The 25,559-nt window shown below is 42.8% G+C and carries 25 protein-coding genes and 1 riboswitch; of the genes, 13 read left to right on the forward strand and 12 right to left on the reverse strand.

The window, feature by feature from the left end; translation table 11 throughout:
- Nucleotides 1-142 precede the first annotated feature (142 nt).
- Nucleotides 143-796, forward strand: a complete 654-nt coding sequence (locus IHV80_RS18590) for a cupin domain-containing protein (protein ID WP_192891807.1) — start codon at nt 143-145, stop codon at nt 794-796.
- Nucleotides 797-894: 98 nt separating this feature from the next.
- Here IHV80_RS18590 and IHV80_RS18595 read toward each other — a convergent pair whose 3' ends face one another.
- The gene (locus IHV80_RS18595; protein ID WP_192891808.1) at nt 895-1,533 is read right to left on the reverse strand and encodes an NAD(P)-dependent oxidoreductase; all 639 of its coding nucleotides are present in this window, start codon (nt 1,531-1,533) and stop codon (nt 895-897) included.
- Between the two features lie 162 nt (nt 1,534-1,695).
- Here IHV80_RS18595 and IHV80_RS18600 point away from each other — a divergent pair, with 162 nt between their 5' ends.
- From IHV80_RS18600 to IHV80_RS18630, 7 genes are all read left to right on the forward strand, one after another.
- Entirely contained in the window at nt 1,696-2,601 is a 906-nt protein-coding gene (locus IHV80_RS18600) for a LysR family transcriptional regulator (RefSeq protein WP_192891809.1), read from the forward strand.
- A gap of 512 nt (nt 2,602-3,113) precedes the next feature.
- Nucleotides 3,114-4,055 (forward strand): site-specific integrase, encoded by a 942-nt coding sequence (locus IHV80_RS18605; RefSeq protein ID WP_192891810.1) that lies wholly within the window; start codon nt 3,114-3,116, stop codon nt 4,053-4,055.
- A 2-nt stretch (nt 4,056-4,057) separates the two neighbouring features.
- The gene (locus IHV80_RS18610) at nt 4,058-6,049 is read left to right on the forward strand and encodes a hypothetical protein (RefSeq protein ID WP_192891811.1); all 1,992 of its coding nucleotides are present in this window, start codon (nt 4,058-4,060) and stop codon (nt 6,047-6,049) included.
- A gap of 2 nt (nt 6,050-6,051) precedes the next feature.
- A complete protein-coding gene (locus tag IHV80_RS18615; RefSeq protein ID WP_192891812.1) occupies nt 6,052-7,977 on the forward strand; it encodes a hypothetical protein in 1,926 nt (641 codons plus the stop codon).
- 2 nt (nt 7,978-7,979) lie between these two features.
- Complete coding sequence (locus IHV80_RS18620; RefSeq protein WP_192891813.1) at nt 7,980-8,405, forward strand: hypothetical protein; 426 nt, start codon at nt 7,980-7,982, stop codon at nt 8,403-8,405.
- Between the two features lie 373 nt (nt 8,406-8,778).
- A complete protein-coding gene (locus IHV80_RS18625) occupies nt 8,779-9,321 on the forward strand; it encodes a hypothetical protein (RefSeq protein ID WP_192891814.1) in 543 nt (180 codons plus the stop codon).
- Nucleotides 9,311-9,886, forward strand: a complete 576-nt coding sequence (locus IHV80_RS18630) for a hypothetical protein (RefSeq protein WP_192891815.1) — start codon at nt 9,311-9,313, stop codon at nt 9,884-9,886. Before IHV80_RS18625 ends, IHV80_RS18630 begins: the two co-directional genes overlap by 11 nt.
- A gap of 845 nt (nt 9,887-10,731) precedes the next feature.
- Here IHV80_RS18630 and IHV80_RS18635 read toward each other — a convergent pair.
- The 3 genes from IHV80_RS18635 to IHV80_RS18645 form a co-directional block, all read right to left on the reverse strand.
- Complete coding sequence (locus tag IHV80_RS18635; protein WP_192891816.1) at nt 10,732-11,595, reverse strand: hypothetical protein; 864 nt, start codon at nt 11,593-11,595, stop codon at nt 10,732-10,734.
- A gap of 387 nt (nt 11,596-11,982) precedes the next feature.
- Nucleotides 11,983-12,639 carry a 3,4-dihydroxy-2-butanone-4-phosphate synthase gene (gene ribB / locus IHV80_RS18640; RefSeq protein ID WP_008216559.1) on the reverse strand — a complete coding sequence of 219 codons (657 nt, stop codon included), beginning with the start codon at nt 12,637-12,639 and terminating at the stop codon, nt 11,983-11,985.
- A gap of 186 nt (nt 12,640-12,825) precedes the next feature.
- Nucleotides 12,826-12,976: riboswitch (FMN riboswitch) on the reverse strand.
- Between the two features lie 125 nt (nt 12,977-13,101).
- On the reverse strand, nt 13,102-13,986 hold the full coding sequence (locus IHV80_RS18645) for a LysR family transcriptional regulator (RefSeq protein ID WP_192891817.1): 885 nt from the start codon (nt 13,984-13,986) through the stop codon (nt 13,102-13,104).
- 169 nt (nt 13,987-14,155) lie between these two features.
- Between IHV80_RS18645 and IHV80_RS18650 the strand changes: the two genes are divergently transcribed.
- The 3 genes from IHV80_RS18650 to IHV80_RS18660 all read left to right on the forward strand — a co-directional run bounded on the left by IHV80_RS18650 (nt 14,156) and on the right by IHV80_RS18660 (nt 16,766).
- Nucleotides 14,156-14,830: a pirin family protein gene (locus IHV80_RS18650; protein WP_192891818.1), complete on the forward strand. Its 675-nt coding sequence runs from the start codon at nt 14,156-14,158 to the stop codon at nt 14,828-14,830.
- A gap of 90 nt (nt 14,831-14,920) precedes the next feature.
- The gene (locus IHV80_RS18655) at nt 14,921-15,547 is read left to right on the forward strand and encodes an isochorismatase family protein (protein WP_192891819.1); all 627 of its coding nucleotides are present in this window, start codon (nt 14,921-14,923) and stop codon (nt 15,545-15,547) included.
- Between the two features lie 475 nt (nt 15,548-16,022).
- Nucleotides 16,023-16,766: a phosphatase PAP2 family protein gene (locus IHV80_RS18660; RefSeq protein ID WP_192891820.1), complete on the forward strand. Its 744-nt coding sequence runs from the start codon at nt 16,023-16,025 to the stop codon at nt 16,764-16,766.
- A 91-nt stretch (nt 16,767-16,857) separates the two neighbouring features.
- On the opposite strand, the gene IHV80_RS18665 is transcribed toward IHV80_RS18660, so the two are convergent.
- The 4 genes from IHV80_RS18665 to IHV80_RS18680 all read right to left on the reverse strand — a co-directional run bounded on the left by IHV80_RS18665 (nt 16,858) and on the right by IHV80_RS18680 (nt 19,954).
- Nucleotides 16,858-17,220, reverse strand: a complete 363-nt coding sequence (locus IHV80_RS18665; protein WP_192891821.1) for an MmcQ/YjbR family DNA-binding protein — start codon at nt 17,218-17,220, stop codon at nt 16,858-16,860.
- A 68-nt stretch (nt 17,221-17,288) separates the two neighbouring features.
- The gene (locus IHV80_RS18670; protein ID WP_192891822.1) at nt 17,289-18,014 is read right to left on the reverse strand and encodes a sulfite exporter TauE/SafE family protein; all 726 of its coding nucleotides are present in this window, start codon (nt 18,012-18,014) and stop codon (nt 17,289-17,291) included.
- Nucleotides 18,015-18,505: 491 nt separating this feature from the next.
- Nucleotides 18,506-19,711 (reverse strand): MFS transporter, encoded by a 1,206-nt coding sequence (locus IHV80_RS18675; protein WP_192891823.1) that lies wholly within the window; start codon nt 19,709-19,711, stop codon nt 18,506-18,508.
- Between the two features lie 15 nt (nt 19,712-19,726).
- The gene (locus IHV80_RS18680) at nt 19,727-19,954 is read right to left on the reverse strand and encodes a hypothetical protein (protein ID WP_192891824.1); all 228 of its coding nucleotides are present in this window, start codon (nt 19,952-19,954) and stop codon (nt 19,727-19,729) included.
- A gap of 396 nt (nt 19,955-20,350) precedes the next feature.
- On the opposite strand from IHV80_RS18680, the gene IHV80_RS18685 reads away from it, so the two are divergent.
- Nucleotides 20,351-20,965: a YitT family protein gene (locus tag IHV80_RS18685; RefSeq protein ID WP_004733038.1), complete on the forward strand. Its 615-nt coding sequence runs from the start codon at nt 20,351-20,353 to the stop codon at nt 20,963-20,965.
- Between the two features lie 132 nt (nt 20,966-21,097).
- Here the strand turns inward: IHV80_RS18685 and sigZ are convergent, their stop codons facing one another.
- Both sigZ and IHV80_RS18695 read right to left on the reverse strand, forming a co-directional pair.
- On the reverse strand, nt 21,098-21,712 hold the full coding sequence (gene sigZ / locus IHV80_RS18690; RefSeq protein ID WP_192891825.1) for an RNA polymerase sigma factor SigZ: 615 nt from the start codon (nt 21,710-21,712) through the stop codon (nt 21,098-21,100).
- Nucleotides 21,696-21,992, reverse strand: coding sequence for an ArsR/SmtB family transcription factor (locus IHV80_RS18695; RefSeq protein WP_004733042.1), 297 nt, complete (start codon nt 21,990-21,992; stop codon nt 21,696-21,698). The genes sigZ and IHV80_RS18695 overlap by 17 nt, the downstream gene beginning before the upstream one ends.
- A gap of 233 nt (nt 21,993-22,225) precedes the next feature.
- Here IHV80_RS18695 and IHV80_RS18700 point away from each other — a divergent pair, with 233 nt between their 5' ends.
- Nucleotides 22,226-23,326 carry a permease gene (locus IHV80_RS18700; RefSeq protein WP_192891826.1) on the forward strand — a complete coding sequence of 367 codons (1,101 nt, stop codon included), beginning with the start codon at nt 22,226-22,228 and terminating at the stop codon, nt 23,324-23,326.
- A 108-nt stretch (nt 23,327-23,434) separates the two neighbouring features.
- Here IHV80_RS18700 and IHV80_RS18705 read toward each other — a convergent pair whose 3' ends face one another.
- Together IHV80_RS18705 and trmY are read right to left on the reverse strand one after the other, a co-directional pair.
- A complete protein-coding gene (locus IHV80_RS18705) occupies nt 23,435-24,637 on the reverse strand; it encodes a hypothetical protein (RefSeq protein ID WP_192891827.1) in 1,203 nt (400 codons plus the stop codon).
- Nucleotides 24,638-24,882: 245 nt separating this feature from the next.
- A complete protein-coding gene (gene trmY / locus IHV80_RS18710; protein ID WP_017083166.1) occupies nt 24,883-25,482 on the reverse strand; it encodes a tRNA (pseudouridine(54)-N(1))-methyltransferase TrmY in 600 nt (199 codons plus the stop codon).
- Nucleotides 25,483-25,559 lie beyond the last annotated feature (77 nt).

Raw genomic sequence — 25,559 nt, forward strand, 5'->3', positions numbered from 1 at the left:
CTAGCTTTAACATGGGGGATGCTTTGTTAGCAGTTAGTAGTTAGCAATTGGCAGCGAAGCCTCCCCCTCGCTCTGTATTCGCTTAGAATAGACACTAGAAAGACAATAATAATTAAAACAATACTAAAGTAAGGTCGTCATTATGTTCAACATGGACTTTTCAAAGAGACTGGTTATTGAAACCGAGAAGCTAGATTGGGTTGCGAGCCCTGCCAAAGGGGTATGGCGTAAGCCACTAGAAAGAGAAGAGAAAGAATCGGGCCACACAACTAGCGTGGTGAAATACGCTCCTCAATCTTCATTCTCTGAACATCCACATCCGCAGGGAGAAGAGATTTTCGTATTAGACGGTGTGTTCTCTGATGAAACTGGTGATTTCCCAGCAGGTACTTATATTCGTAATCCTCCTGGTAGTGCGCACTCTCCATCGAGTAAAGATGGTTGCACGATCTTGGTTAAGCTAAACCAGTTTGATGCGAGAGACTTAACTCAAGTTCGAATTAATACGCGGGAAACGGAGTGGCTACCTGGCATTGGTGGGTTACAAGTGATGCCACTGCATGAGTTTGAGCATGAACATGTCGCATTAGTGAAGTGGCCTGTTGGCGAGCGTTTTCAGCCGCACCGTCACTTTGGTGGTGAAGAGATTTTTGTGTTATCGGGCACTTTTAAAGATGAACATGGCGTGTACCCGAAACACACATGGATGCGTAGTCCTCACATGAGTGAGCATTTCCCGTTTGTGGAAGAAGAGACAGTTATCCTTGTGAAAACGGGTCACTTGCCACTGATATGATGATTATCTCGATGAACAAAACAGAAAGCCGCTTACCAAAAGTCAGCGGCTTTTAATTTTCTAATTCTTATCGAGCTTACTTATTACACATCAGAGCATTAGTAAGCGACACCGATACGTTGGCGCGGGAATTTACCAGCTTCGAGTTCATCAATCATCGCAATAGCGTAATCGCTGACTGAAATTTTGCTGTTGCCATCTTCGTCGGTGAGCAATTGGTCACCGCCAGTACGATAGGTCGATAGTTTCTCGCCCGGGAAGATTTCTGCCGCTGGGCTAACAAACGTCCAGTTAACTTCGCTGTTAGATTGCTTGAACACTTCAAGAGCTTCGCCTTGTGCTAGCGCTTCATTTTTGTAATCTTCTGGGAAGTCAGGAACCGTAACTAACGGTACATTGGGTGCTACTTCTAATGAGCCTGCACCCCCAACCCACAACAAGCGCTCGATACCGATACTTGGTAATGCGGCTAGCAATTTAGTCGCGGTGTTTTTTACGATGTCATGATTACCCATAGCACGTCCGCCAATCGAAGCAATAACAGCATCAACGCCTGTTAGCGCGGCCGCTAAGTTTGCTGCTTCATCTTGTAAATCAAATGAACGAACTTCAACATCATTGGTTTCTACACGGCTTGTATCCCTTACGACAGCAACCACGTCGTGACCACGAGATTGAGCTTCTTGAGCGATGTGACTACCAATCCAACCTGATGCGCCTAATACTGCAATTTTCATAATGTCTCTCCAATTATCTAATTTATTGAGTCGTTTTCTCGACAGCCATTGCAGTCTAATAGCTCACTAGGTTGCGATAAATATCGCAAAATGATGTAGATTGTATCTATATAGTGAACTAATAAGGTTAGGTTAGCAGCTAAACAGTTCAAGGAGAGTGTGATGGATAGGTTGACGGCAATGCGTAGCTTTGTCGAAGTCGCAAATTGTGCCAGTTTCACTCAGGCAGCTGAGCATTTGGACATGAGCCGATTACAGGTTTCACGTCATGTTCAAGAGATAGAAGGGTGGCTAAAGCAGAGGCTATTGCACAGGACCACTCGAAAGGTGAGTTTGACGGCGGCAGGGGAAATCGCGCTGCAGCGTTGCGAGAAAATACTCCATGAAACCGCAGAGCTAGAGGTCACCGCGCTAAATCAAACCGATGATCTTTCCGGAACCATTCGAATTGCGGCACCTATTGGCTTAACTCAAAATATGCTGTTGGATGTGGTCGAGCAGTTTACTGAGCTGCATCCCAATATTACGGTCGAACTGTTTGCTTCAGATCGTTTTACCCAGCTGGTGGATGAAAGGATCGATATTGCGCTTCGTTATACCGATCAGCCTGACGATAGCTTGATTGCACGAAAGCTAATGGAAATTGATTCAGTGGTGTGTGCCTCGCAAGCCTACTTGGACAAACATGGTGAGCCTGAAACGGTCGAAGATCTCAGACAGCACAATTGCTTTCGCCATTTGAGTGTCTCTAAGTGGGATTTTGTTAAGGATAACCAGCATTATTCTGTTGAGGTGTCTGGCACTATCAAGGCCAACGATGTTGGGGTATTAACTCGCGCTGCACAGCATGGAAAAGGAATCGTTCGTTTACCATGTGACTTAGCCAATCCATTGATTACGAGTGGCAAATTGAAACGAATATTGGATGACTTTGTTTCACCAAGCAGCGTACTTTGGGCTGTGTATTTGTCTCGCAGTTATCAGCTTCCTATTGTTCGTCAGTTTATTGATTTTGCAGCAGAAGCTTGGTCTAGCGATATTAAGTCTGGGATGTTTGAGGCTATATAGCCTAAGTACACAAGGCATAAACACATAAATACAAAAATCCGATATCAAAGGTGATATCGGATTTGTAACTCTCCTAACTTCTTATATCCTTCTAACCCTCCTAACCTCTTAGTTTTCCTGTAATCTGGAGTGATGGTATTATTATTCTTCAATTGTTTTAGGGACATGCAGTGAGTATAAAATATTTAGAGGTTGAACTACGAGTCGATGGTACTCCAGTTCTAAGCCGAGATGAATCAAACAACATAACTTCTTCTGTTAATTTTGATACTAGCTGTCGAACCATCAAATCCAACATACTTTACGATTCAGAGACGGGGCTCGCCATAACTCCAGTAAATCTATTTCTTATTGATCTGATTGCCGATCCAGCGTTCATGCATGAGAACAATCTGACAACAACCAAGGGACTGAAAGCATACTTTCAATTCTTGAAGGATAACGGTTGTTGTTGGAACGTATTTCCTCGGTCAAAACTTCAGCGTCCGACATATGCATTCAAGAGGCATGTTATGGATAAGGTGAAAAATGGCGATTATTCCTTTGATACAGGAAACCAATGGTTAGGGGCTGTGAAGAGATTTTACTTATGGGCTTTTCACGAAAGAGTGTTGGATATAAGCGATATCAACCAACCATTCGTCACAGATACTCGAAGAGTTGAAAAGCACACAGCCTCAGGTAAGAAAAGGTTTTATGCTGCGACGAGTGATATGAAGTTGCCACAAAAGTTACGTGGTATCTCTGACTCCTTCAAGAAAAATGGCGGCAGGGATCTGAAGCCAATAAATGCGCTTGGTCGCGAGCAATTCAAGCTTGGGCTGACAATCCTTGGAAAGCCTCATATGGTGTTAGCATCTCAGGTTTCACTGTTGATGGGGTTGCGTGAGAATGAAGCGCTGACGCTTCCTTACTCATTTTTCACTGGTGATTTCGCTAATGCAAATCTTAGCGCTCGGGAGACTGTCGTGGTTTCAGTGGGTGGCAACGAAGGTACTAAGACTAAAAACGGCGTTAGACGTATAGTTTATATACCGTTCGCTCTTTATGAGCGCCTATGCGACTACGCAACCTCAGATAAGCGACTTGCCTTAGGTAAAAAGTTTGCAGTGGATAATCCAAGGTTGTTTTTGAATAACCGAGGAACACCTTTCCGTTCAGATGAACTTACAAAGAGGATGAGCGAGCTTAGGCAACAGCTTCTTCAAGAGCATGGTGTTGACTTTAATCACAAGTACCACGACTTAAGGGCGACTTTTGCCACTGAATACGGGACTCGATTACTTGATAGAGGCATGAAGTTTTCAGAGGTATTCAACGAGGTGAAAAGCATACTTGGTCATAAGTTGGACAAGGATACTTTTAGGTATATGAGCATCATTGAAAGTCAAGAAGTGAAAAGGGAGTCTGCAATGGAATTAGAGTTGTACACACAAGAGATTTTGAAAGACTAAACATGATCCAGAACCAATTTAAAATTACTTTCACGCCCTATAAGGGGCGACCAATAACGGAAATTGACACTAGAAGGCTGGTCTGCTTCGGTGTACCCAATGAGTTCGACCAATCTGCTGTGTGTAGCCACAGATCTCAATACATGACCGAAATATTCTCTCATGTAGATGCTAGACATAATGCTGGCAAGAAAACTGCTTTCTTTAATCTGAAGAAATACTTTGTTTGGTGCGAAAACAACGATTACCAAAACCCAATGACTGGTGAAGCCGTCAGTGCGTATATATTACATGATAAGCATCATAAGGTGACTGGTACAGTTAAGTCGATGTTTGAACGTTTGGGTATTAAATATGACGCTTCGCAAACGCCAATTGAGTCAATGTTTAACAATAAGAAGCCGCAATACGTCAAGGAAGGCGTAATGTGGGCTGTTGATGGAACTCATTACATAGGAATTAATACTCGTTCTGCTGGCTTCAAGACAATTGATATGAGTAATGATGTCTCTCATCTGAAAGATGCTGGACTTTTATTCACGGCTATCAAAGCTTTATATGATGAGTTATCTGGTGACACCTTATTGGCGTACATTAGTACAATCAGGAACTATGCAAAGACATGTAGCAGTCATTTTTTCGATGCTGGCAATTTAGCTAACTACATTTCTAATCTTCACAAAGCTGTGGATGCGAAGGCTGAGGGTAGTTCTAAGTCAAAGCCTAAAGCTAGAAGGTTGTTGAAAACTTTCGAAGTTGCTGAGGTTAGTCTGCCACACGCCATATCAGTAGCAGTAAATAAGCTCCCAAGCGTCTCTAGTGTCCCTGTGAATGGGTATGATGACGTAAGGTATAAGAAGCTAGTGAGACTTCTATTTAGACTGCACGGAAGAGCTTGTCAGTATATTAAATCACCAAGTACGTCGGCATATGAATACGTAGGGGGTAACTCAACCCTTAGGTTCTCTTCAAGAAGAGCTGCTATAAATCTATTAAATACGACTGCGTATTACCTTATAGCGCGTTACTCAGCATGGACTGACACAACTTTAACCAATATTCGCACCAGTGACGTAGAGTTCGATAATGAGCATGGTGAGTGGGTTCATCTCAAAGCCCAAAAGAATCGTGGCATATACAAGAACTTATCTATGGATTTGCCTAGTCTGAACAGCTCAAGCCCAGAAGAGTTGAAAATAAAAAAAACGGGATACCGAGTTATTCAGAATCTATTAGAGGTTCACGAATTATTTGATATCCCTACAGACAATCTTCTCTTTAGAGTCACCAAGGACAATCAATCCGCTTTTTACGCTAAGAACCCATGTATAGTTGACTTTATAATTGGTGAAATTGACGGCTTAAAAACACTAACAACACAGAGAATCCGCGAAACTGAGATATCACTTGAGCACAGCAAGGGTGGGACTGTTGCAGCGATCAAACGTTCAGGGAGTAGTCCTGCTGTTGTAATGAAAAACTATTCTGAAGGCTCTCCTGTGGAACATAAAGTTTCATTAGGTGGTGTTGCTGCTGCGATTCAATCCGTTGCCTTATCGAACGAAGAAGATGTAACAGCATCAGAGGTCAAAGATAGACTGTATAAGGCTTCATTGATACCAATTCTAGACGTTCAATCAAACACTCCAATGGGAACTGTCTGCACAAAGCCTACAACAGTTAGCTCATTCAGTAAGAAGGCTGAAAGAAGCAATTTTGGAGTGTTGGTTTGTTCTGATTTATTAGCTTGTTTTGACTGCCCTAGTGCTGCAATTGTGGATTCTATCGATGATATTTGGAACTTCTTGTCATTCAAGGAAAAATTGCTTGAGGGAAAGATATTTAGCATTGATAGGGAGCATTTCGCAAACAACTTTAGCGAAGTGATTGAAAAGATAGATATTATCATAGGAAGATTTTCCGAGGAAAATCTTACGTTAGCCAGAGAGAAATTAATTGATGATGGGTTGCACCCATACTGGGACGAGGATTAATCATGACCAGTAATCGAGCAGTTGATGTTGCCAGCGTAAGCGCTGATTTTCAATCTAGCTTAGATCTTGAGTTGTTCACCACTTTTGATTTGAATGGGGATGGCTTGAGCAGACTAAAAGATGATAAATGGATAAGTCACCAGAAGGTTCTAGACGAAGTAAGGGTTACGAGGACTTTAGTGGCGAACATACCATTTCTGATCAGGCATTTAATTATAAGGACGTACAGATCAGATGATGCAGAGAAACGCATGGTTAAGGAGGTGTCTTTCCTTAATGCTGTTATAAGGGTCAGGGTGATTATTGGTTGTATGCCACCTGATATAGAACCAAAAGATATGTTCACTCGCTCGGCGTTAATGAAATACTTAGAGCGCGTTAATGGTAAGTATGCATATTCATCTCTCTCTGAATTGCTTTCAACCTTTAATGTGATGGCGTTTTCTGCTCACAGAGAGGGGCTTTGTGAGTTGCCAAAATTCAATATGACAGCTCTAACTGAGAAATATTGCTCATCAGGACGTCTTGAAAAGAAACAGACGCTCGCCATTCCGTTAGGTATCGCTACAACTATTCTGGGTAATGCGTTGGAGCTTTACAAGGCTGGTAAAGATTCATTAGATGAGATTGAGATGCTAGCACAGCAGTATGGATCTAACTTTGATAAGGCTAAGTCGCGTCGAGAAGAAGCAATACGAGTGAAAGGAGAAGCTAATGTCACGGCTGGTGTAAGCTACTACATGAAGCCTCGTGGACAGGTCATTACGGAAAGCTGTCTACGTAATAGCGCTTTGTCACCTTACATTGACGGTGACTATAATCCCATTAACGTCTGTGGCTGGCTCAACAGGGTTTTGAACGCATCATACCAATTGCTGCTGGCATTTACTGGCATGAGAATCCATGAATTAGCTCGGCTTCATGATGGTTCGTTCCAAACTTACACGGAAGGTGAAGATGTTTATCATACCTTGACAGCGGAGACCTCTAAGCTGTCAGATTCAGAAGATATTGTCGATGAATGGGTGTGCTCTGAGATGTGTGATGGGATTATTAAGTTTATCGGTAAGATTAAGGCAATAATGAACCTGAACACTCGCTCTCTGTATGTTACTTTTTCGAGTATTCGTAAACTGAGTGTTAAAACCGCATACAGTATAAAAGAAAGGCATGTGGAAAATTTGGTGAAAGGCGTTTGCCTTAGCGAAGCTGACTACAAAGAGTTCTGCACTCTTAATAGAGATCGACAAAATGATGCGCATGTTGGAATGGAGTGGAATCTAACCCCACATCAATGGAGACGCTCATTTGCTGTACTAGCTTTACGTTTCGATTTGGCAACACTACCCGCTATAAAGCGGCAGTTTAAGCATATCTCACTGCAAATGACTGAATGGTATGCGAATTACGCTCGGATAACTAGGAATGAAGAGCTACGTGTTGATACTAAGCTTAACACCTTGGTAAATGAGATTCAGAACGACATGTCAGCAGATGTACTTTTTGATGCTTATAACACTGATAAGGTGCTTATGGGTGGCTTCTCAGCGAAAATATCTAAGCTTAAAGAAAGTGGCAAAGTTCCAGAGATCTACAGTACACGTTCATCCATTAAAGCCTTGATAGAACGTGGGGATATCCAGTTAAATTACTCAGGACTTACATATTGCACTAATGGCTACCGTTGCGACCAAGATGGCAGTGTAAATGCGGCGTTCTGTGCATCGGAGTGTGACCATACACTGATACCAGAAGAGCTGAAGGATAAATGGATAAAACTACACGAGCGTTGTACTTCGCATCTTGAGTTCGCAAGTGATTGTGGGTCAATTTCGCCCGTTTCTTACTCTCACTTCATGAGTCAGATTAAAGCTGCGGAACATGTCATGCGAGCCTTTGGAGTTGAATTTGAAGAGTATAAGGGGTGATTATGCAAGTTAAGAAATCTGGTTTGGAGCTACTGGAGTCTGCATTAGAGAGATTATTGAGTGGCAATGTGGAAGTTCTCCCTTCAAATGCAAGATTGAACATCAAGAATGTAGAAATTGAAGCAGGGATGGGAGATGGGTCTGCATACCACTACCCAGACTTAATTAAGAGAATTAAGGAGGCAAAAGCGCGTGTTGCCCCTAAGCGTAAAGAGGTAAAGTTGCCAACCAAGTCGGCATTAACCACGGCAACTAAGAATGCGAGACTTACTAAGTCAAATGCCGAGTTAAAGCTTGAAAAGGCAGCATTATTGGCTGCTCAAACTGAGCTAACGTATAATTTGTTTCAGTGCTGTGATGATCCTAAGTTTATCGTTGATGCATACGAGCACTCAAATAATGTATTGCCATTTAGTAAACCTAAGTAGGGTGCGGATTAGTTGCTAATAGAAAAGCCCTAACATACTGGTTATCCAGCCAGTTATTAGGGGCTTTTATGAGATAAAAATCTGTCCAACGACCTTCTCAACCAAGAATTCCATTAACAATTGAGGGAATCGATGTTAATCGATGCTCTAACCTGTCGTGCGTAAACTTTAATACAGAGGCTTCACTTCTAGGACAGACGTCAACTACTCGATCAGTGGCAATAAGGGGAATGGTTCATCTTTGCGATGCAAAAAGTGTGGAGGATTCAACATTGTGAAGTAGATTAGAAACGTAAGATTGTTTATTGAACGATATCATTTAGTTAATTAAGATTAACTACCACCTATCATGTTGTTTATAAAAAGGATTTTCATGAAGTATTTACTATGCACCTTCTTAATAATAGGTTTAATTGGATGTTCATCGATGAATGATGCCCTGACCCCCTCAGTAAAAGTAGAACAAGATCAATTTGACGGTAGCACTATTATTTCGCAGGCTCCTGTTAGTGCAGCTAGCAGCCTAAGTGAAGGGTGGCATGTTATGGGGTTTGACTGGAGTAGTAAATCGCCTTCTGTTGTGTTTCTAACTGTTGGGAGGGATTCGATAGTCAATATTGAGGGGGTTGAGTTTAATGTCGATGGAGTCTATCTCAAGGAAATACCTACAACGAGTCCAATTACAGATTATGGTGATTGGTCTACCCGAAGATTTAGAGTTACGTTAGATGACTTTAAATTGATTTCAAACTCTAACGACACCAAAATGAAAGTGATTACTCTCAACAGCTACACTATCAGTTCATTTGGCAAAGAAAACGGCGGAGCAGTGGTTAATACTAAGTTTAAGCCATTTCTTTTTGAGATCAATCAAGCCACAACACCCCCCTCAGTAAAGCATCAATATGAACTATAAAGTCATAGATAAATCTAAACTTCCACCTTCAAGCTTACTTAAAGCCGTGTTTATTAGAAATGAAGACAATAGGCTATCTATAAGTCGATTAAAATGGTTCAAGCTAACTGCACTAGAGATCTTATTTGGTGCGGAGCTATTAGAAAATATAATCAACGTATCGACTGTAACATCCTCCCGTGGAGATAAGTGTGAGTACGGGAAAGAGCTAAAGCTTAATGGTTTCATACCTAGTGGTATTTTCACTAATTTTTTCAGGGTAGATCTTATTGAAGTCTTGTATTTCAAGTATTACAAACAGTATTTTTTGTTAAAACCAGCAGCGGCAATTGAGAAGCAAGATTTTAATCGAGAAAACAAAATTTTAGATTGTAGCTACATCCGTTTTGCCGCTTTTAAAGAGGTTTTTTATCAAGTTATTTCGCTTAGGCGAGCATACGAATCCTGTCACTTCCTAGCCAATATCTCTGTTGATATCACAGTATTCTGTTATACAAACAGAATCGAACTAGCTTTATTAAGTGCACTTGTTGTTGAAAGTATTCGTAGATTGGTAAAGCTATAACCACCAAGTATCAAATAAAACAAAGGGTTAAGTGAAGTCACTTACCCCTTTTTACCTTCGATTTCCACTAATTCCTATTTACAAGCTAGGGGTTAGATGCAGCACCACTAAAGCGTAATGGCTTGCTAAACATAACCGTGTTTAGGGCTTTGTCTCATTAGGATTCTACCTTAGTTGCTTTTGCTAAGTTGTATAGTCCGTTGTACAAATTAAACTTCTGTTCATCCAGTGACTGAACAGGGATACGCACTTCTTGAAGGTTTGAATTACACTGTCAAAATCGTTGCATGCTAGTGCTCTTAGTCCATGATAATCTAATATTTTTCACCATGAAGTTGGGTTGTTTCTATGTTCTGGGTGAAGCATTTCTCGGCAGAGTTAAAACTCGTATCGTTGTTTTTAATATATATTTTAAGAGTTGACTAAAGCTGTTGTGGTGCTTGAGGTGTTTGGAGGCAACTGGAACTTAATGTTCGTAGGCAAGAAGAAATCTGATCTATACTACTTAACACTTCAACGTTCAGAGAATTTACGTGGATTCAAGACAACTGACGCTGCTATTAGGGTTGCTAGAAAGGTTGGTTTTTTGAATGTAAGTGTAGAGATGAGTGGTTTAGCTTAAGGGGCATCTGCTATGAACAATCGGCATTGTTTTCTGGAAAACACCCTGAATCCGTGCCTTTTAATATGAGATATCCAGTTTTTCTGGAAATTATCTGGAAAGTCAGGGTGCTATATAAGTTATTGAAAGTATGAGCTTTCAGATTTCAATCCAGAAAGTCTTGGATGGTTAGACTCGAACTCAATAATTCAGAGTTCCAGCACGCTCTCCTCTCACGAAGTCTTTACATGTGATGATGTACGGATAATCGGGTATTTATCACCTTTTCGTTAGTGTCTGGTAAAGGCTGATACAAGCTTCTAGTAATGTCGGATAATACTTGGTCGTAGACTTGCGACACGACGTTGGAGATATCACTGGTTAATTCATACATGCTATCTACTGGTTGGGTCGCTTCGGTGCTTGATGCGATCTCGGTAAGTGCATGCATCGCTCGTGTGCATACCGGTGACCCACTGCTAATGGGGCAGATAATCGATAATTGGTTGAGTTTACGGTGTGTCTGAGATGCGTAGAATTTGAATCTCGCATACTCCTCAGGCTTCTCCATATCCGCCTTCTCTATTCCAGGGATAGACATTCGTAACTTGGTCAGGATTTCCATGCAATCCAAGATCTGTTGCCAGTTCATGTGGTACTCACGGCTCATGTCTTCTCTTTCAGACTGAATCAACCAGATGATCACCACCTCATCCATTAAAAACATGCTGTGGCGAATCGTTTTGCCATGAATCGATTGGTTACGTGCCAAGCTCCGATTTTGCCAGTCACTGTGCATAGCGATGAGCTTTAGGTGATAAATGCGGTACATAGGACGGCTATCAAACGAAACATGAGATTGAAGCAATTCAGATACCTCAAGTATGTTGTCGTAAATCTCGTTCACTTTGCGAATCGAGTCGCTAGACAACTTATACGCCAGGGCATAATGCGTTGCCGCACGATGTTTGCGTGATAATGACAATAACTCTCTAAGTAAAACTAAGGTTTCGAACCTGTGTGAGAGCGCTGTTTGTCTCTTCCTTGATAAATGAAACAGGGCCGCAAGTACTAATAGGGATAAACCCATTGAAATAACTACAAACATATTCTACTCCTAACATCTGAATACCTACTTAGTGGTAGTGCAGGCACTGTGCCAGAATAAATAAATCTTATGTTTCAGTGTCTTATGTTTTGTTGGTGATTGTGAATGATCAACATTGGTGCATAACTTCACTATTTGAGTGAGTATTTCTCATGTTTGCAGTATTTTTTGAGAGGTTACGCTTTTCTAAGTGATTGGGCTGAGTAGGTTTCGATAACTCGACATATTTCGGTGATCCATCGCTGGCTCGTCTCAAAATACGGAAATTAAAAAGGCCTCACCCTTTATACTTTTAGCTAGAAAAAGCAGTAAGAGTGAGGCCTTCCAATATTCATTTCTAAGTTTAGTTACCTTCAATGCTAAGTGTTTAGCATTGAGGATTAAACGTTATGCAAGCTTAAGGTCGAACTCGTTGCGGTACATCACCATATCTTCGATGGTCAGTACTGGCATGTTGTGCAATTTACCGAAAGCCACGATCTCTGGTGCTTTTGCCATTGTGCCGTCTGGGTTGGTTACTTCACACAGTACACCTGCCGATTGAAGACCTGCCATTTGCATCAGATCCACAGTGCCTTCTGTGTGACCGCGGCGAGCAAGTACGCCACCTTTACGGGCACGCAGTGGGAATACGTGGCCAGGGCGAGCTAGGTCAGTAGGCTTAGCTGTTGGGTTTGCAGCTGTCTTGATCGTTGTTACACGGTCAGCGGCAGAAACACCTGTTGTAACGCCCACTTTTGCTTCGATGGTTACGGTAAACGCAGTTTGGTTTGCGCTGTTGTTATCAACAACCATAGGTGGAAGTTCAAGTTGGTTCGCTTGCTCGTCTGTGAGACACAGACACACAATACCGCTGCATTCGCGGATCATAAGCGCCATTTGAGCATTAGTTAGGTGTTCTACTGAGTAGATGATGTCGCCTTCGTTCTCGCGATCTTCATCATCGAGTAAAAGTACGCCACGACCTTCGCGTAGGGCTTGCAGTGCGTTTTCAACGCGAGTGATTGGTTCGCCAAATTCGGCAAGTAGTGAAGACTGATTCATGGTTAAACTCCTAAAATATCACCAGAATCAGGGCTGTATGAGGGATCTCAACCGAGCACAACAAAGCCGACTCATTACAAGTTGGCCTTAGCTCATTATGGTTTTATCCAAAACGAAATGCACCCGCCTAAGTTGGAGGCATGAACCCAATAAATAGGTACGCATTTCCAACTTAAACGAGTGTGTTTTCATTCTCTCTCATCCGGACTATGACCGTCGGCTCTGGCATCTCACCAGATCTGCTGACCTCGACGAATCGAGCGCTCGCGGGCTTATCTTTAGATTTTGCTAAGGACATACCGCCGGTGGGGAATTTCGCCCCGCCCTGAGAATAAAAATTAATAATCTGTTTTGCTTTGAAAGCAGACCAGATGGTAATGCTTTCACACTGATATTTAAAGGGCTTGCTGCAAACTTTCAAGCTATCGTTTGGTTTATGGTCAATATGTGAGCTTGTTAGAGTTACTCACAGTGAAAGGTATTGGTAAGAAATTGAAGGAAGGCTCTTACTTTCGGTGTGGCACCACGATGGCTAGGGTACATGGCAAACATATCGACACTTTCAAATCGCCAATTAGGTAGCACGTTGACTAGACGTCCATTTTCGACGTCACTTTTTGCCATGTATTCCGGTAACTCAGAGACTCCGAGTCCATCCTTTGTGAGCTGTTGTAGCACTGAAAAATCATCACAGGTAAAGGCTGGCTCAAAACTGATGCGTTCAATCGTCTCCTGGGATTTCAAAGTCCACTGTGCCTTTTGTTCTTTCTTGTTCATCCAAAGACATCGGTGACCGACAAGCTCATTTGGGCTATTCAAGGGGTTATTGAGCATGTATTTAGGAGATGCATAGAGGCGAAGTGGTAGTTGACAAATTTTGCGAGCAATAAGTGCGGAATCACTTAGTTCTCCAACTCGAAGAACCAAGTCGTAGCCTTCTTCGATGATGTCTACCCGCCTATTGGTTAATGCTAACTCGATACGGACATCAGGGTATTTTCGATTGAATTCAGCCATTTCTTTAGCGAGCAACCCTTGCCCAATCGCGACTGAGGTACATATTCTCAGTTTTCCTTGTGGTTTATCGAGCAAGGTTTCTACGGCTTGCTCCGCGGCTGACACCTCTTCTTTGATTCTTTGGCAAAACGAGTAGTACTGTTTTCCGACTTCCGTTAAGTGCTGCGTTCGAGTTGAACGCTCGAGTAGGCGTACACCAAGCTTGTCCTCTAAGCGACTGATCTTACGACTGATATTTGATTTGGGTAAACCAATACTTTCAGCCGCAGCGGTGAAACTACCTTGCTCAACAACGGTGGCAAACACCAACATGTCATTTAAATCACTCATCTAACACCCACTTAATTGTTATCAAATATAGAACAATGTTATATCAACTTGCTTATATATCAAATTATCGAGACGAACTATTCTCAACTCATCGCTTCAGTAAGAGTGCTTAGAAAAATTAAGGTCTCTGAATCTGAAGATTTAAATCGACAACATAAAGGATTGAGCTATGGATATTTTAACTCTTGAACAACTACCACAGGGTGGATTTGCAGGGCTAAAAGAAAAGCAAGTTGTGACTGATTCACGTGTATTTGGTGGTAGAAAAAATGCGCTTACCTCCGAGGGGATAGGCAACTTCGTGTACTTGGCTGACGCTAACTTTCTGCCTTACGGTGAGACGGGTATGCATCCGCACCGAGAAATAGATGTAATCAGTGTGATGGTTAAAGGCCGAATAAGTCATGCAGGCTCACTAGAGCACGGACAAAGCCTAGAAGCTGGGAGTGTTCAGGTACAGCGAGCAGGAGGTGAGGGGTTTGCACACAATGAGATAAACCCAGATGAAACACCCAACCAAATGATTCAGCTTTGGGTTCTGCCTGAGGTCGCGGGTCAAGTGGCAGGTTATCAAGTTTATGAGCCTGTTGAAGGAGAACGGACTCGTATTTATGGCGGAGCCGCTTCTGAATCTGGCCCGTTTTCAAGTAGGACAATGATCGATGTGTTGAGCGCAACTAAAGGGCAACAAACCCAGCATGAAGGTGAGGTGTTAGCGTACTTAAGTTCGGGAAGTGCCACGATCAATGGGCATGAGTTAAGTGCTGGAACACTGATTAGAACAAATAAGCTTGAATTTTTTGCGAACGAGCAAAGCCAACTGATTCTCGTTTTTACCGATTAATTAGAAATAACTCGTTGTCTTTAACTAAAAAGTGATGAGTAGCAAAGCAAAATATCAACATACAATGAAATCAAATGTGAGGGATACACTATGACAACTTCAACTAAATTTTCCGAATTTCTAACACCAGATAACGCTGTTTTGGCGATGATTGATCACCAAACAGGATTGATGGTTGGTTTGGGGGATGAACACCCTACAGTCATAAAAAATAATATATTAGGTTTAACCCGCACGGCTCAGGCGATTGGTTTGCCTTCCGTTATCACGGCAAGTTTACCGGAAGGTCCTAATGGCCCTGTGATGCCGGAAATCGTTGATATTCTTGGTGGCGAGGTCATAGAGCGAGAAGGTCAAATTAATGCGTGGGATAGCTTGGCATTCAAACAAGCGATAGAAAAAACAGGGCGCAAAAAAATCATCATGGCAGGTATTGTTACGGATGTATGTTTACTCTTTCCGGCACTTTCTGCAGTAGAAGAGGGCTACGATGTCTACGCGGTAATTGATGCTTCTGGCACATGGAACAAGACGGTTCAAGAAGTCACTGTGCAGCGCCTGACTCAAGCGGGAGTTAAAGTCACAACTTGGGCTTCGGTATTGGCAGAGTTGATGAACGATTGGCGCAGTGATTATGGTGAAGCACTTGGGCGCGTATTGGCTGACCATACGACTAAGTATGGGTATGTCATGAACAGTTACTTTGCAAAGGGTTAATTACAATGAGTGGTGAATTTAAGCATTCGCCACCCAACCGTCATTGGGTGGCATTTTATACTTTTCTCATTCTATTGCCTCTGGTGTATTTCATTCCATCTTTCGTGATTGATCATATTACTGCTGAGCATGGACTTGTCACCTTGCTTTCAGTCGCTGGAATTGTCCCAATAGTTTCTTATTTGGCGTTGCCGAACTGTTTGAGGCTGCACAATTATTTCATCAGGCTTGCTTGTTTTGGGAGTTCAATAAGTAGAGGTAATAAATAGAGAGGGGTAAGTTTGTGTGGTTAAACCGTGTTAGAACAAGGACTCACGTTAGATGAAGGTTAAAGTAAACTTACTTGCCTGATGAGGGTTACAACGGGCGACAAAAAGTACGTTAATTGTCACTCTGCTAATACTTCTGACATTAACCTGATATTCTAAATAGAAACTAGTCTAGCATACGAATTTTGGTTAAATAAGCCTCTGTTATGACATCGCTCTTTTCTAACAAATCCAAAGGTTTAATGCTGTTAGTGTTAAGCCTCTATTCCTTAGTACCATTCTTGATTCTTGGATCTGACTTCGACCTTGGAAGTGTGGTTCTGCCTTTTTACGGTGCTGTCATGACGTTCGTGACTTACTCGGCGGGTAATCAAGGATTCTTGGTAACGCTAGCGGTTTTATCTTTAGTCTTGCTCACTATGAAGTTTTCCAAAGCTAAGCTGGTCAGCCTTTGTCTGCAGCTTGGTCTGTTGTTGGTGCTTAGCTTTGCAGCGAAAACCTTCTTAAAGCATTCAACAGAAAGCCCTCGTCCTTATTCTGAGTATTTGGTGACGCAAGAAGTCGTTGAAATGCCAGAAGTGTTTTATGAACTGCCACTGGTAGAAAAAAATGCAGCGATTGCATCTGTGCAAGATAAGGTCAGTGATTGGCGAACGCGTCATTGGTTGGGTGAGACGGACTATTCTTTCCCATCTGGGCACATGATTTTCGTTGGCGTGTGTCTGGCGTTTTTTGGCGGCTTGTTCCTTGAAGCGAAGCGTTTTTACTTAGTGGGTGGCTTACTGGTTTGGGCTGGTGGCGTTGCCTATAGTCGTGTTTGGCTTGGCATGCATCGTCCTGAAGATTTGGCGGCGTCTATCGCCTTTGCGGGTTTAATTTATTTATTGGTGCCAGTGGTTCCAACGCAAAAAATAGAGCCTTTACTGCCTAAGTTCTTGAGAGCGACCTAAGCTTTTAAGATCCGCTTAAATTCCTAGGGGCTGCCTGATTTTTAAAGCGCTAACACAGTATTGGATAACCTATTACAAGCAGACTGCCTCTTTATTGGTTGAGACCGAGTTCTGCTTGTTTCTTTTTGGTTAGTCCTAAAGAGACAATTCGGTGTGATTCAGTGAGGTAGTATCTTAGATCCTCATCCCTTTCTGGTGTGCTCTCAAATAGCTGAATCCACTTCATACCACGTGAAGCAAAGTAGGGAGCAGGTTTATAACCGGGCTCCTCTTTCAGAAAGTCGAAATTTTGATCGGATGCCTTGAAGATAAACGCAGGCTCGTCGTTCGGCCCCCAACCACCAATCGCAAACACCTTTCCCCCCACTTTCCAAACGTGAGAGTCATTCCATTGCATCACATAGCTGGTGGCAGGTTGTGACTCACAAAATGCATTGAACTCGTCGTATGTCATAGAACGTCCTTTTCAATAGTTTGGTGTTGGCTCTGCGCTTATTTTCTTGTTAGCGTTTTCGTTATTAATTAGCCAGCTAAGCCCTGCCAGATAGCAGTAAAGCCACTGATAGAACATAACAACAAAGAACCGATTCGTATCTTCTCTTTAGGGATGCTTTGCGTGGTCATTAACGCCACTTTGTACCCCAACCAAGCTGCAGGCAGCAAAGGTATGGTAATAATCAAATGGTGCATCGTGAAGAAGCCAATTGGGATCTGTACCAGTAATGAAATGATAGAACTAAACACGAAAAATGCAGAAAGGTTACCACGAAGTTGATTGGCATCTTGGTGTTGCAGCAGCAGTGCCATCGGTGGACCACCAATACCTGAACTGGTGCCAAAGAATCCTGAGAAGAATCCAGCAATGCCCATCTTGGTCGGTGTTGGCTCTAACCTAAACGGCAGCAAGCTGACAATCACCGCAAATACCACCAACAAGCCTAACCACAGAGACAGCACGCTCGTGGAAACCATCACTAACAAAGCACCACCTGCAATCGAACCTGGAATACGGCCAAGCAGTGCAATTTTTAATCCGCCGATAGAAATGTTTGCTCGGTGTTTAAACGCATTGAATATAGAAATGAACAGGCCAACGAGACAGATAGGCGCGGGTACATACTCTGGCGAGACCAAGAACAACAGTGGGGCAGCCACAATAGCCAAACCAAAGCCGATAGCTGTTTGCACAAATGAGCCGACAAAAATGAGTGCCATAGCGATAAGGGCGGTCTGATCTAGGTATTCCATAAGCCTGCGGATTAGTTTTAAAGGAGCGAACGAATACTATAAATTAAAATGACAGGAATAGTTTTATTATTCAGTGAGGTTTATGCAAGTTTCGCTAGGGGCTATTGATCTTTCGTGGTTGAATTTTGTTCGAGATAAAATCGTTTTATGCGCGGCGAAGAGTATGTGGCCTAGTCATTCTAAGCAAATATTCTTCAACAATGCATAAAACGATTTTAGCCGAACCCTTCGGGCAGCATTTGTGGTTCATTTCTACTGCGTTATCGGCTTTTCATGTAGGCTAGCTACACGTCAAACCCTCTGCCTAGTATAAACTTCCCACAAAGTGCTGCAAAAGCCAGCTCGAAAGGTCAACAGCCCCTAATTATCATTTCGATTATAACGACCAACAAAAAAGTGAGTGAGCATATCAGGATACTTCCTTTCAATACTCACTCGCTTTAGTTGGAACGACTTGTTGTTTACGCTAATGGGGGAGTCAGCGTTAAACGTTAAGCCATTGCCAATTTCAGTCGCGCAATCGGCTTGTCATTGATAGGCAAGTGGATAAGTGCTGCCGCAAATGCCAGTACCACCGTTGACCACCAGATTGGCTCGTAAGATCCATAGTAATCGTAAATACGACCACCAACCCAAGCGCCTAAGAAGCTGCCTACTTGGTGAGTAAAAAACACCAAACCGTACAACGTTGACAGGTAACGAGCACCAAAGATCTGACGAACTAAGCCAGACGTTAGCGGTACTGTACCTAACCAACAGAATCCAATTGCCCCGCCGAAGATAGCCGCGGTTGACTCAGTCACAGGTAGAGTGACAAACGCCCCGATAACAACAGTACGCACTAAGTACAGAGCCGACATTACATGACGCTTACTGAACTTATCGCCCATTACACCCCAGAAGTAAGATCCGAAGATGTTGAAGATACCCACATAAGCCAATGCCATTGCTGCGCTGCTCGCGGGTAGGTTTTTGTCGGCTAAGTAACTCGGTAAGTGCGTCGCAATGAACATCACATGGAAACCACACACGAAGAAGCCTGCGTGAATTAACCAATAACTTCTGTTCGCAAACGCTTCAGACAGCGCTTCTTTTAGTGTCTGGTTGTCTTCTACTTGTTTATTGGTTGCTGACTTCGGCGCTCGCATAAACAGGGCAAAAGAGATCATGAAACAACAAAGCACGGCAAATACTTGCATCGCACTCTGCCAGTCGAATTCGTTCAACATGTATTGCGCGCCCGGAATCACCGCGAACATACCAAACGAACCTGCTGCAGTGGTTAAACCAAATGCCTTAGCCGCGTGCTCTGCAGGTACTACTTTTGCTACCGCGCCTAACACGATCACATAGCTTGTCGCACTTAATCCAAGGCCAACTAATGCGCCTAATGAAACGTAAAGCATGCTTGATTCGGTAGAAATTGAGGTAAGAAGTAAACCCAAACCGTAAGCACATGCGCCTGCAATAATGATGCGTCTTGCTCCCCATTTGTCAGCGGCCATACCCACAAAAGGTTGGAACACGCCGAACAACAGGTTTTGTAGAGCTATAGCGAAGCTGAAAAATTCTCGACCCGTGCCGAAATGCTCTGAAATTGGCATCATGAAAATGCCGAATGATTGTCTGATCCCTAGACTGATAATAAGTGTGCCGATCCCAAGCCATACCAATAAAGGAAAACGGAAAATGCTCATTCTAATACTCTTAAATTAATGGTGATGATGTGAGTGGTCTTGCGCTGACATGTGTTGGTTAGTCATATCATGGTGATGCTCGTGCCCAGAGTACTCATGTGCTGATTGCTGATGACATCCACTGCTCACGGCATGCTGAGCCAAGAGATCAATCAATGGCTGACTGTGATGCACAATAACCAAACTAATGACGAGAAATAGCGTCATTCTGGCCAGTTGGGCAAAAAGAGATTGTGAAAACATAAGGTGTTTACATGCGCTCAATGTTGTAAGAAGTCGCGCATCATAATGACGAGTGAGGTATGTATCAAATGACCATTTGTGATTTAGTCTATGCGCTTTATGCATAGATTTATGCGTCGTTAGAATTAGGGCGAAACGTGACCAATAAGTAGGAAAACTCGAAGCTTGTTGGTTAATAGATAGAAGTATGTAATTAAGAATGAAAGTCTAAATACAGGATTATAACTGTCTGTTTAATTAACGATTTCACAAAACTGTAAAAACTAATATACAAACTAATCACTAAGCAACATTGGCCGTTCACTCGACTTATCTGTCAAACATCGTAAATTTGGGCGTAAATCGTTTCAAAACTACTGAAACGCGATGTTAAAAGATTCAGGGAGAGTCATTCACATGGATAAAGATCATAATCTTCGCGAAAACTTACTGGCACTGATCTTAGGTAGCGCTCTGGTGTCACTCGGCGTTATCTTTTTCAATCAAGTCGGTTTACTCACCGGAGGCACGGCTGGTCTGGCGATTTTCATTACTAAAGTGACAGACTTAAGTTTTGGCCAAGTGTTCTTCGCACTTAACTTACCTTTCTATATTTTGTCGGTCGCTCGTATGGGTTGGCGTTTCACCATCAATACGTTTATCGCGGTTTCGATTGTTTCGTTCGCAGTGGATCATTTGTATCACGTGATTCAGATTGCCGAAATTCATGCATTGTATGCAGCGTTAATTGGTGGTGGTCTAATTGGTACCGGCATGCTGGTGATCTTCCGTCATAAGATGAGCTTAGGTGGCTTCAATATTCTGGCACTGTTCTTACAAGAACGTTTTGGGATTCGCGCGGGCAAGGTTCAAATGGCATTAGACTGTACGATTGTTGTGCTTTCACTGTTTATTGTTGATGTGTCACTGGTTCTACTGTCTGTGCTTGGCGCGATAGTCACCAACTTGATTCTAGCGATGAACCATAAGCCGGGGCGCTATCAACCAGTCGTCAAAGCGGAAGCCGCGTAACTAGGTTCGCTCAAGCACTAGGTCCGCTTAAGCAAAGTGATTTGCAGATTCTAAAAACAACAAAGCCAGCATCAATTGCTGGCTTTGTTCTATTTAAATAACGGGTTCGAGTTAGCTATTAGCTATTAGCTATTAGCAGTTGCTGCAATTGTTGTTCGGCTTGAGCTCGCAGTCAATCACATTGCCTTGTTGATCAAGAGATAGGTTACAGCACTCTTCAAACAAGTTTTTAAGATCCCCGCGACTTTTCTGAACGCGAGACTTAACCGTTGAGTAACTGACGTTTTGTGCTTCTGCGATCTCTTTCTGGCTTTGGCCTTTGATGTCGACAGCAAGCAGTAGTGATGAACTTTGTTCTGGCAGTGCCTGAATAAAGGGTTCAATACATAATGAAAGCTTCTGTTTGAACTCAGAGTTGTGGTCTAAATCGGTGAACCACAGATCTTCAGCATCAATTTGGCTATCTCGCTGTTGTCGAGCATGCTTACGATAGAAGTCGATAATGGTGTGATTGGCTAGTTGGAATAGCCAAGCCTTAACACTGCTAGCATCTTGCACCTTATCTAAGTTCTGATAGGTCTTAATCAAGATCTCTTGCAGTAAGTCATCTACATCAGCGGTGTTGTTGACCTTGGAATGCAAGAATGACTTTAACGCTTGCTGGTACTCAGCCCAAACTTGTTCCAAGTTCAAAGATGCCCTATTCAAAGATGCCCTATTCAAAGATGCCTTAGTTGCACTGTTCATTCACGCAACACTCATCTTGTAAGAAATCAATCACGCCTTCTAGGCATTCATACTCTGCTACGCAGAATAGGGTTCTTCCCTCACGTCTTTGGCTGATTAGGCCTGCCGATGCAAGGCTTGAAATGTGGTGAGACAAGGTAGAACCAGGAATACCTAGCTCTTCTTGTAGGCCGCCAACTGCAATGCCTTGGTAGCCAGCTTTAACGACACTCTTATAAATAGTTAGGCGAATAGGGTGACCCAACTCTTTAAGTGCTTTCGCAACGACTTCTAAGTTCATATTAACTCCTCAAGATTTAATTTCGATATTAGTCGAAATGTACTCTGAATACAAATTTAAAAATCGTGATTATGTAAGTTATTGAAAATCCGATCTTTTAAAATTCAATTCGATTTTTATCGAAATAACGCTTGATCTGTGACGAAATATTTCTATAATTCGAGAATATTCGAAATTAAGGGTTGGTTACTTTCCTCATAGAGTCTGACCTCAAATCCAGTTTGGAGTTAATTATGAGCAATGAAATGTTAACAATGCTAAAAGACGCACTTGATATGTTCGCTTTCTTAGCAGTAGAGCTAATCATCCTTTTCTTAGCGATCAGCTACATTGTTGGGATTCTTCAAGAGTTTCTTACACCAGAAAAGATTCAATCTATCCTGAGCTCACGTAATGGTAAGGGCTATGTGGTGGCAGCACTATTGGGTGCAATTACGCCTTTCTGTTCATGTTCGACGATTCCTTTTCTTAAAGGATTGCTGCGTGCACGAGCAGGTTTTGGTCCAATGATGGTGTTCCTATTCGGTAGCCCACTATTGAACCCGGTGATCATTGGTTTGTTCGTGATTACGTTCGGCTGGCAAGTGGCTGTGTTCTACTTCTTAGTAGCAATGACGGTATCAGTAGTGGCAGGTTACGCACTTGAGAAACTTGGCTTTGAGCGTTACGTAAAACCTGAAGCGTATGAATCAACAGCTTCTTCTTCAAGCTGTGGCACTAGTTGTGGTGGTTCTGCTCCTAAGAAAGCAGCACCTACGAAGGCAGAATCTTCATGTAGTACAAGTGCATGCGGTGAACCTGCACCAGTAATGGCGAAAGAGACATCTTGCTGTGATTCGAAAAAAGAAGAGCCACAAGTCACGGTTTCATGCTGCGCAACGGATGGAAGCGCGACTGTGGAAGTCGTAGAGAAGAAAGAACCTAGCCGTTGGATGAGAATTTGGTTCTCAACTTGGAAAGATTTCAAACAAGTTTTCCCTTACCTAATGATGGGTATCGCGATTGGTTCATTCATCTACGGTTTCATTCCAACAGACCTAATTGCTGAATACGCTGGTGAAGGTATGTGGTATGCGATTCCTGTAGCGGCTGTGATTGGTATTCCACTGTACATTCGTGCTGAAGCGGTAATCCCATTAAGTGCTGCTCTAGTTCAGAAAGGTATGGCGCTAGGTTCGGTAATGGCATTGATCATTGGTAGTGCGGGTGCAAGTTTGACAGAAGTTATCTTGCTTAAATCAATCTTCAAAAACCAAATGATTGCAGCATTCCTATTCGTTATTCTAAGCATGGCGATGGGTGCAGGCTTCCTATACAGCTTCATCTTTGGTTAATCAGGTCTGATTGCGAGACAACACCATCGATAACAAGACATCGATAATAAAAAAGAGCTCACATAGTTGAGCTCTTTTTTTGTTTAGGCGTTTAACAAAGCATGATTATCAGACTGGGTTTGGCAGCGCAGCCGAAGTACCGTATGCAGCGAAAGCATTAGTGGCTAATACATCACAGTGATGACGATTAATGGCATCGCCGTAATTGTTAGTGATTCCGGGGAACTGAAAGCGATACATTGGAATACCATAGCGGCGCTCTCTCTGCTGACCGATTCTATCTTTGCTTGTCCATAACAGTCGGTTCTTTGCCGTGTAAGTCATGCCGTGCATTTTATTGAAGTATGCTTCATTACTGCGCATTTGCTCGTATAACTCGATGATGCGCTGCCTAGAAAAGTTCAACGTCGAGTTCGCCTTGAGTTGCGTTCCCCAACCAGTTAATACCTTTTCCATGAAGTCTCGGGTAACGAGCCCAGGGCCAGTAAGTAAACCCGCACCTTTACTTCCGCCAGAGGTATTTGCATTACCTACCAAAGTGCCGTGTCGGCCTGGCATGTAGGTAGTGTAATATTTAGTGGAAGGGGACAAGCGTGGCATTCTCGCTTTGAAAGCCAATGAGCGTTCGTCTTCAGCAAAAACACATACGATCTGTTTGACGTTTTTGCCCAGTAATTTGTAATCCTTGAATGCGTTCATCCCTCCGGGTACGGGATCACACGCAAAAATGTTGACTGGAATATGGCTTAGCTTGGGATCTTTGAGCATTCGGTTCGCCAATTCAAAGCAACTGACTCCACCTCGGCTCCAACCTACGATGTTAACTTGGCTAATGGGTTTAGTTTGGCGTTCAATTGCAATGTTTTGTTGGCGAGCGGCAATCCCTTGTTTTAAGTCTGCAGCTAGAGCTTGTGAATCTTTCAACCAATCTTGATATTTTTGGTTAGTCGCAAAAGGCCAAGCTGACTTTTCTGGACGTGATTCACTGAGTAGCCCTTTAGCTCGCTTCATGTAGTCATTCTTATCTTGTTGGCTTCCGCGCAAGATATTCAATACATGGCGCATATTGCTGTCGATGCCTTTGCCCAACAATGTTCCCTTAACTCCAGAATAGGTGTCGTCCTTACCTTGCTTCAACCACTCGTTCTGATTTCCACTACCAACCCCATCCACTTGAATGTAGTCAATCATGTCTCTACCCGTTGCATTCTTCGCTAGCGTCGAAATCAATTCTCCAGAAACATAGTTTTTGTGATTGTTGTCTTCTGAGTTTGAGCCTGTGCCACAGAAGAATACGGTTAATACGCTCATCCTTTGCCTTTAACACGATTAATTAAGATTGGAATCAGTATAGAAGTGATATGAGAAATTTATAAGATTGAATGAGTTAGAGAGAGGCATTGCTCCGAGGTTTAATGCAATAAAGCTGAAAATAGCGAAATGATTACAGGTCACAATGTGTTAAAAAAGGATTGTTATGCGGAGGGTAAGACAATAAAAAACCCAACGGAAGGCTGGGTTTTAAGGGATGTAGCTTAATAAGTGGTGGCAGAGAATCAGAAGTCTCTTAAATCAAGCTCATTGTTGATTAACACAACACACTGAGAAGCAAACAGCATGTTTGGACCTAAGCTGATTTTCTCTGTCCCTAAACGCTTCAAGCTGTTGTAGCTTTTCTTCGGCATAGGGATATGGTCCGTTAGAAGGAAACATGGGTTTTCCGCAATCTCTGCATCACGGATAAAATCGCCCTTCTTATCCATCATATACAGCTGGTGGTCTTCAGCCAGTTCTTTCACCAACTTTTCAAAGCTCATAGTACGAACTGTGATACCTGGCTCAACCTGACGAGTTTGCTCTTTCGTCATACCCTGAGAAGCATCAACCGCACGCACTACCGCTGATAACAATGCAGACTCATGAAAGCCACCAATGTTGGTGATTTCATTTGAATCGAATGTAATGGTACGTGAAAAGTCTTTAGTACTCTCTAGCACAAGGTGCACGGTGACATTCTCACGGTGAGATTGAGCAACGAAGATCGTGTTCATCAGAGTATGAGCCAGAATCTCAGTATGAGCGTCTTGCCCAACACCTTCTAAGATAAGTTTACTCTCTGTAGGGGCTGCGCGAGCGCGTAATACAAATGAACGCATGGGATGTACCTTGTCAGTGTGTGATAAAGCGAAACCGACTTTATCAACATGAATTGATGAATAACCAAAATTATGGC

This window comes from Vibrio bathopelagicus (genome assembly GCF_014879975.1).
Classification (GTDB): Bacteria; Pseudomonadota; Gammaproteobacteria; order Enterobacterales; family Vibrionaceae; genus Vibrio; species Vibrio bathopelagicus.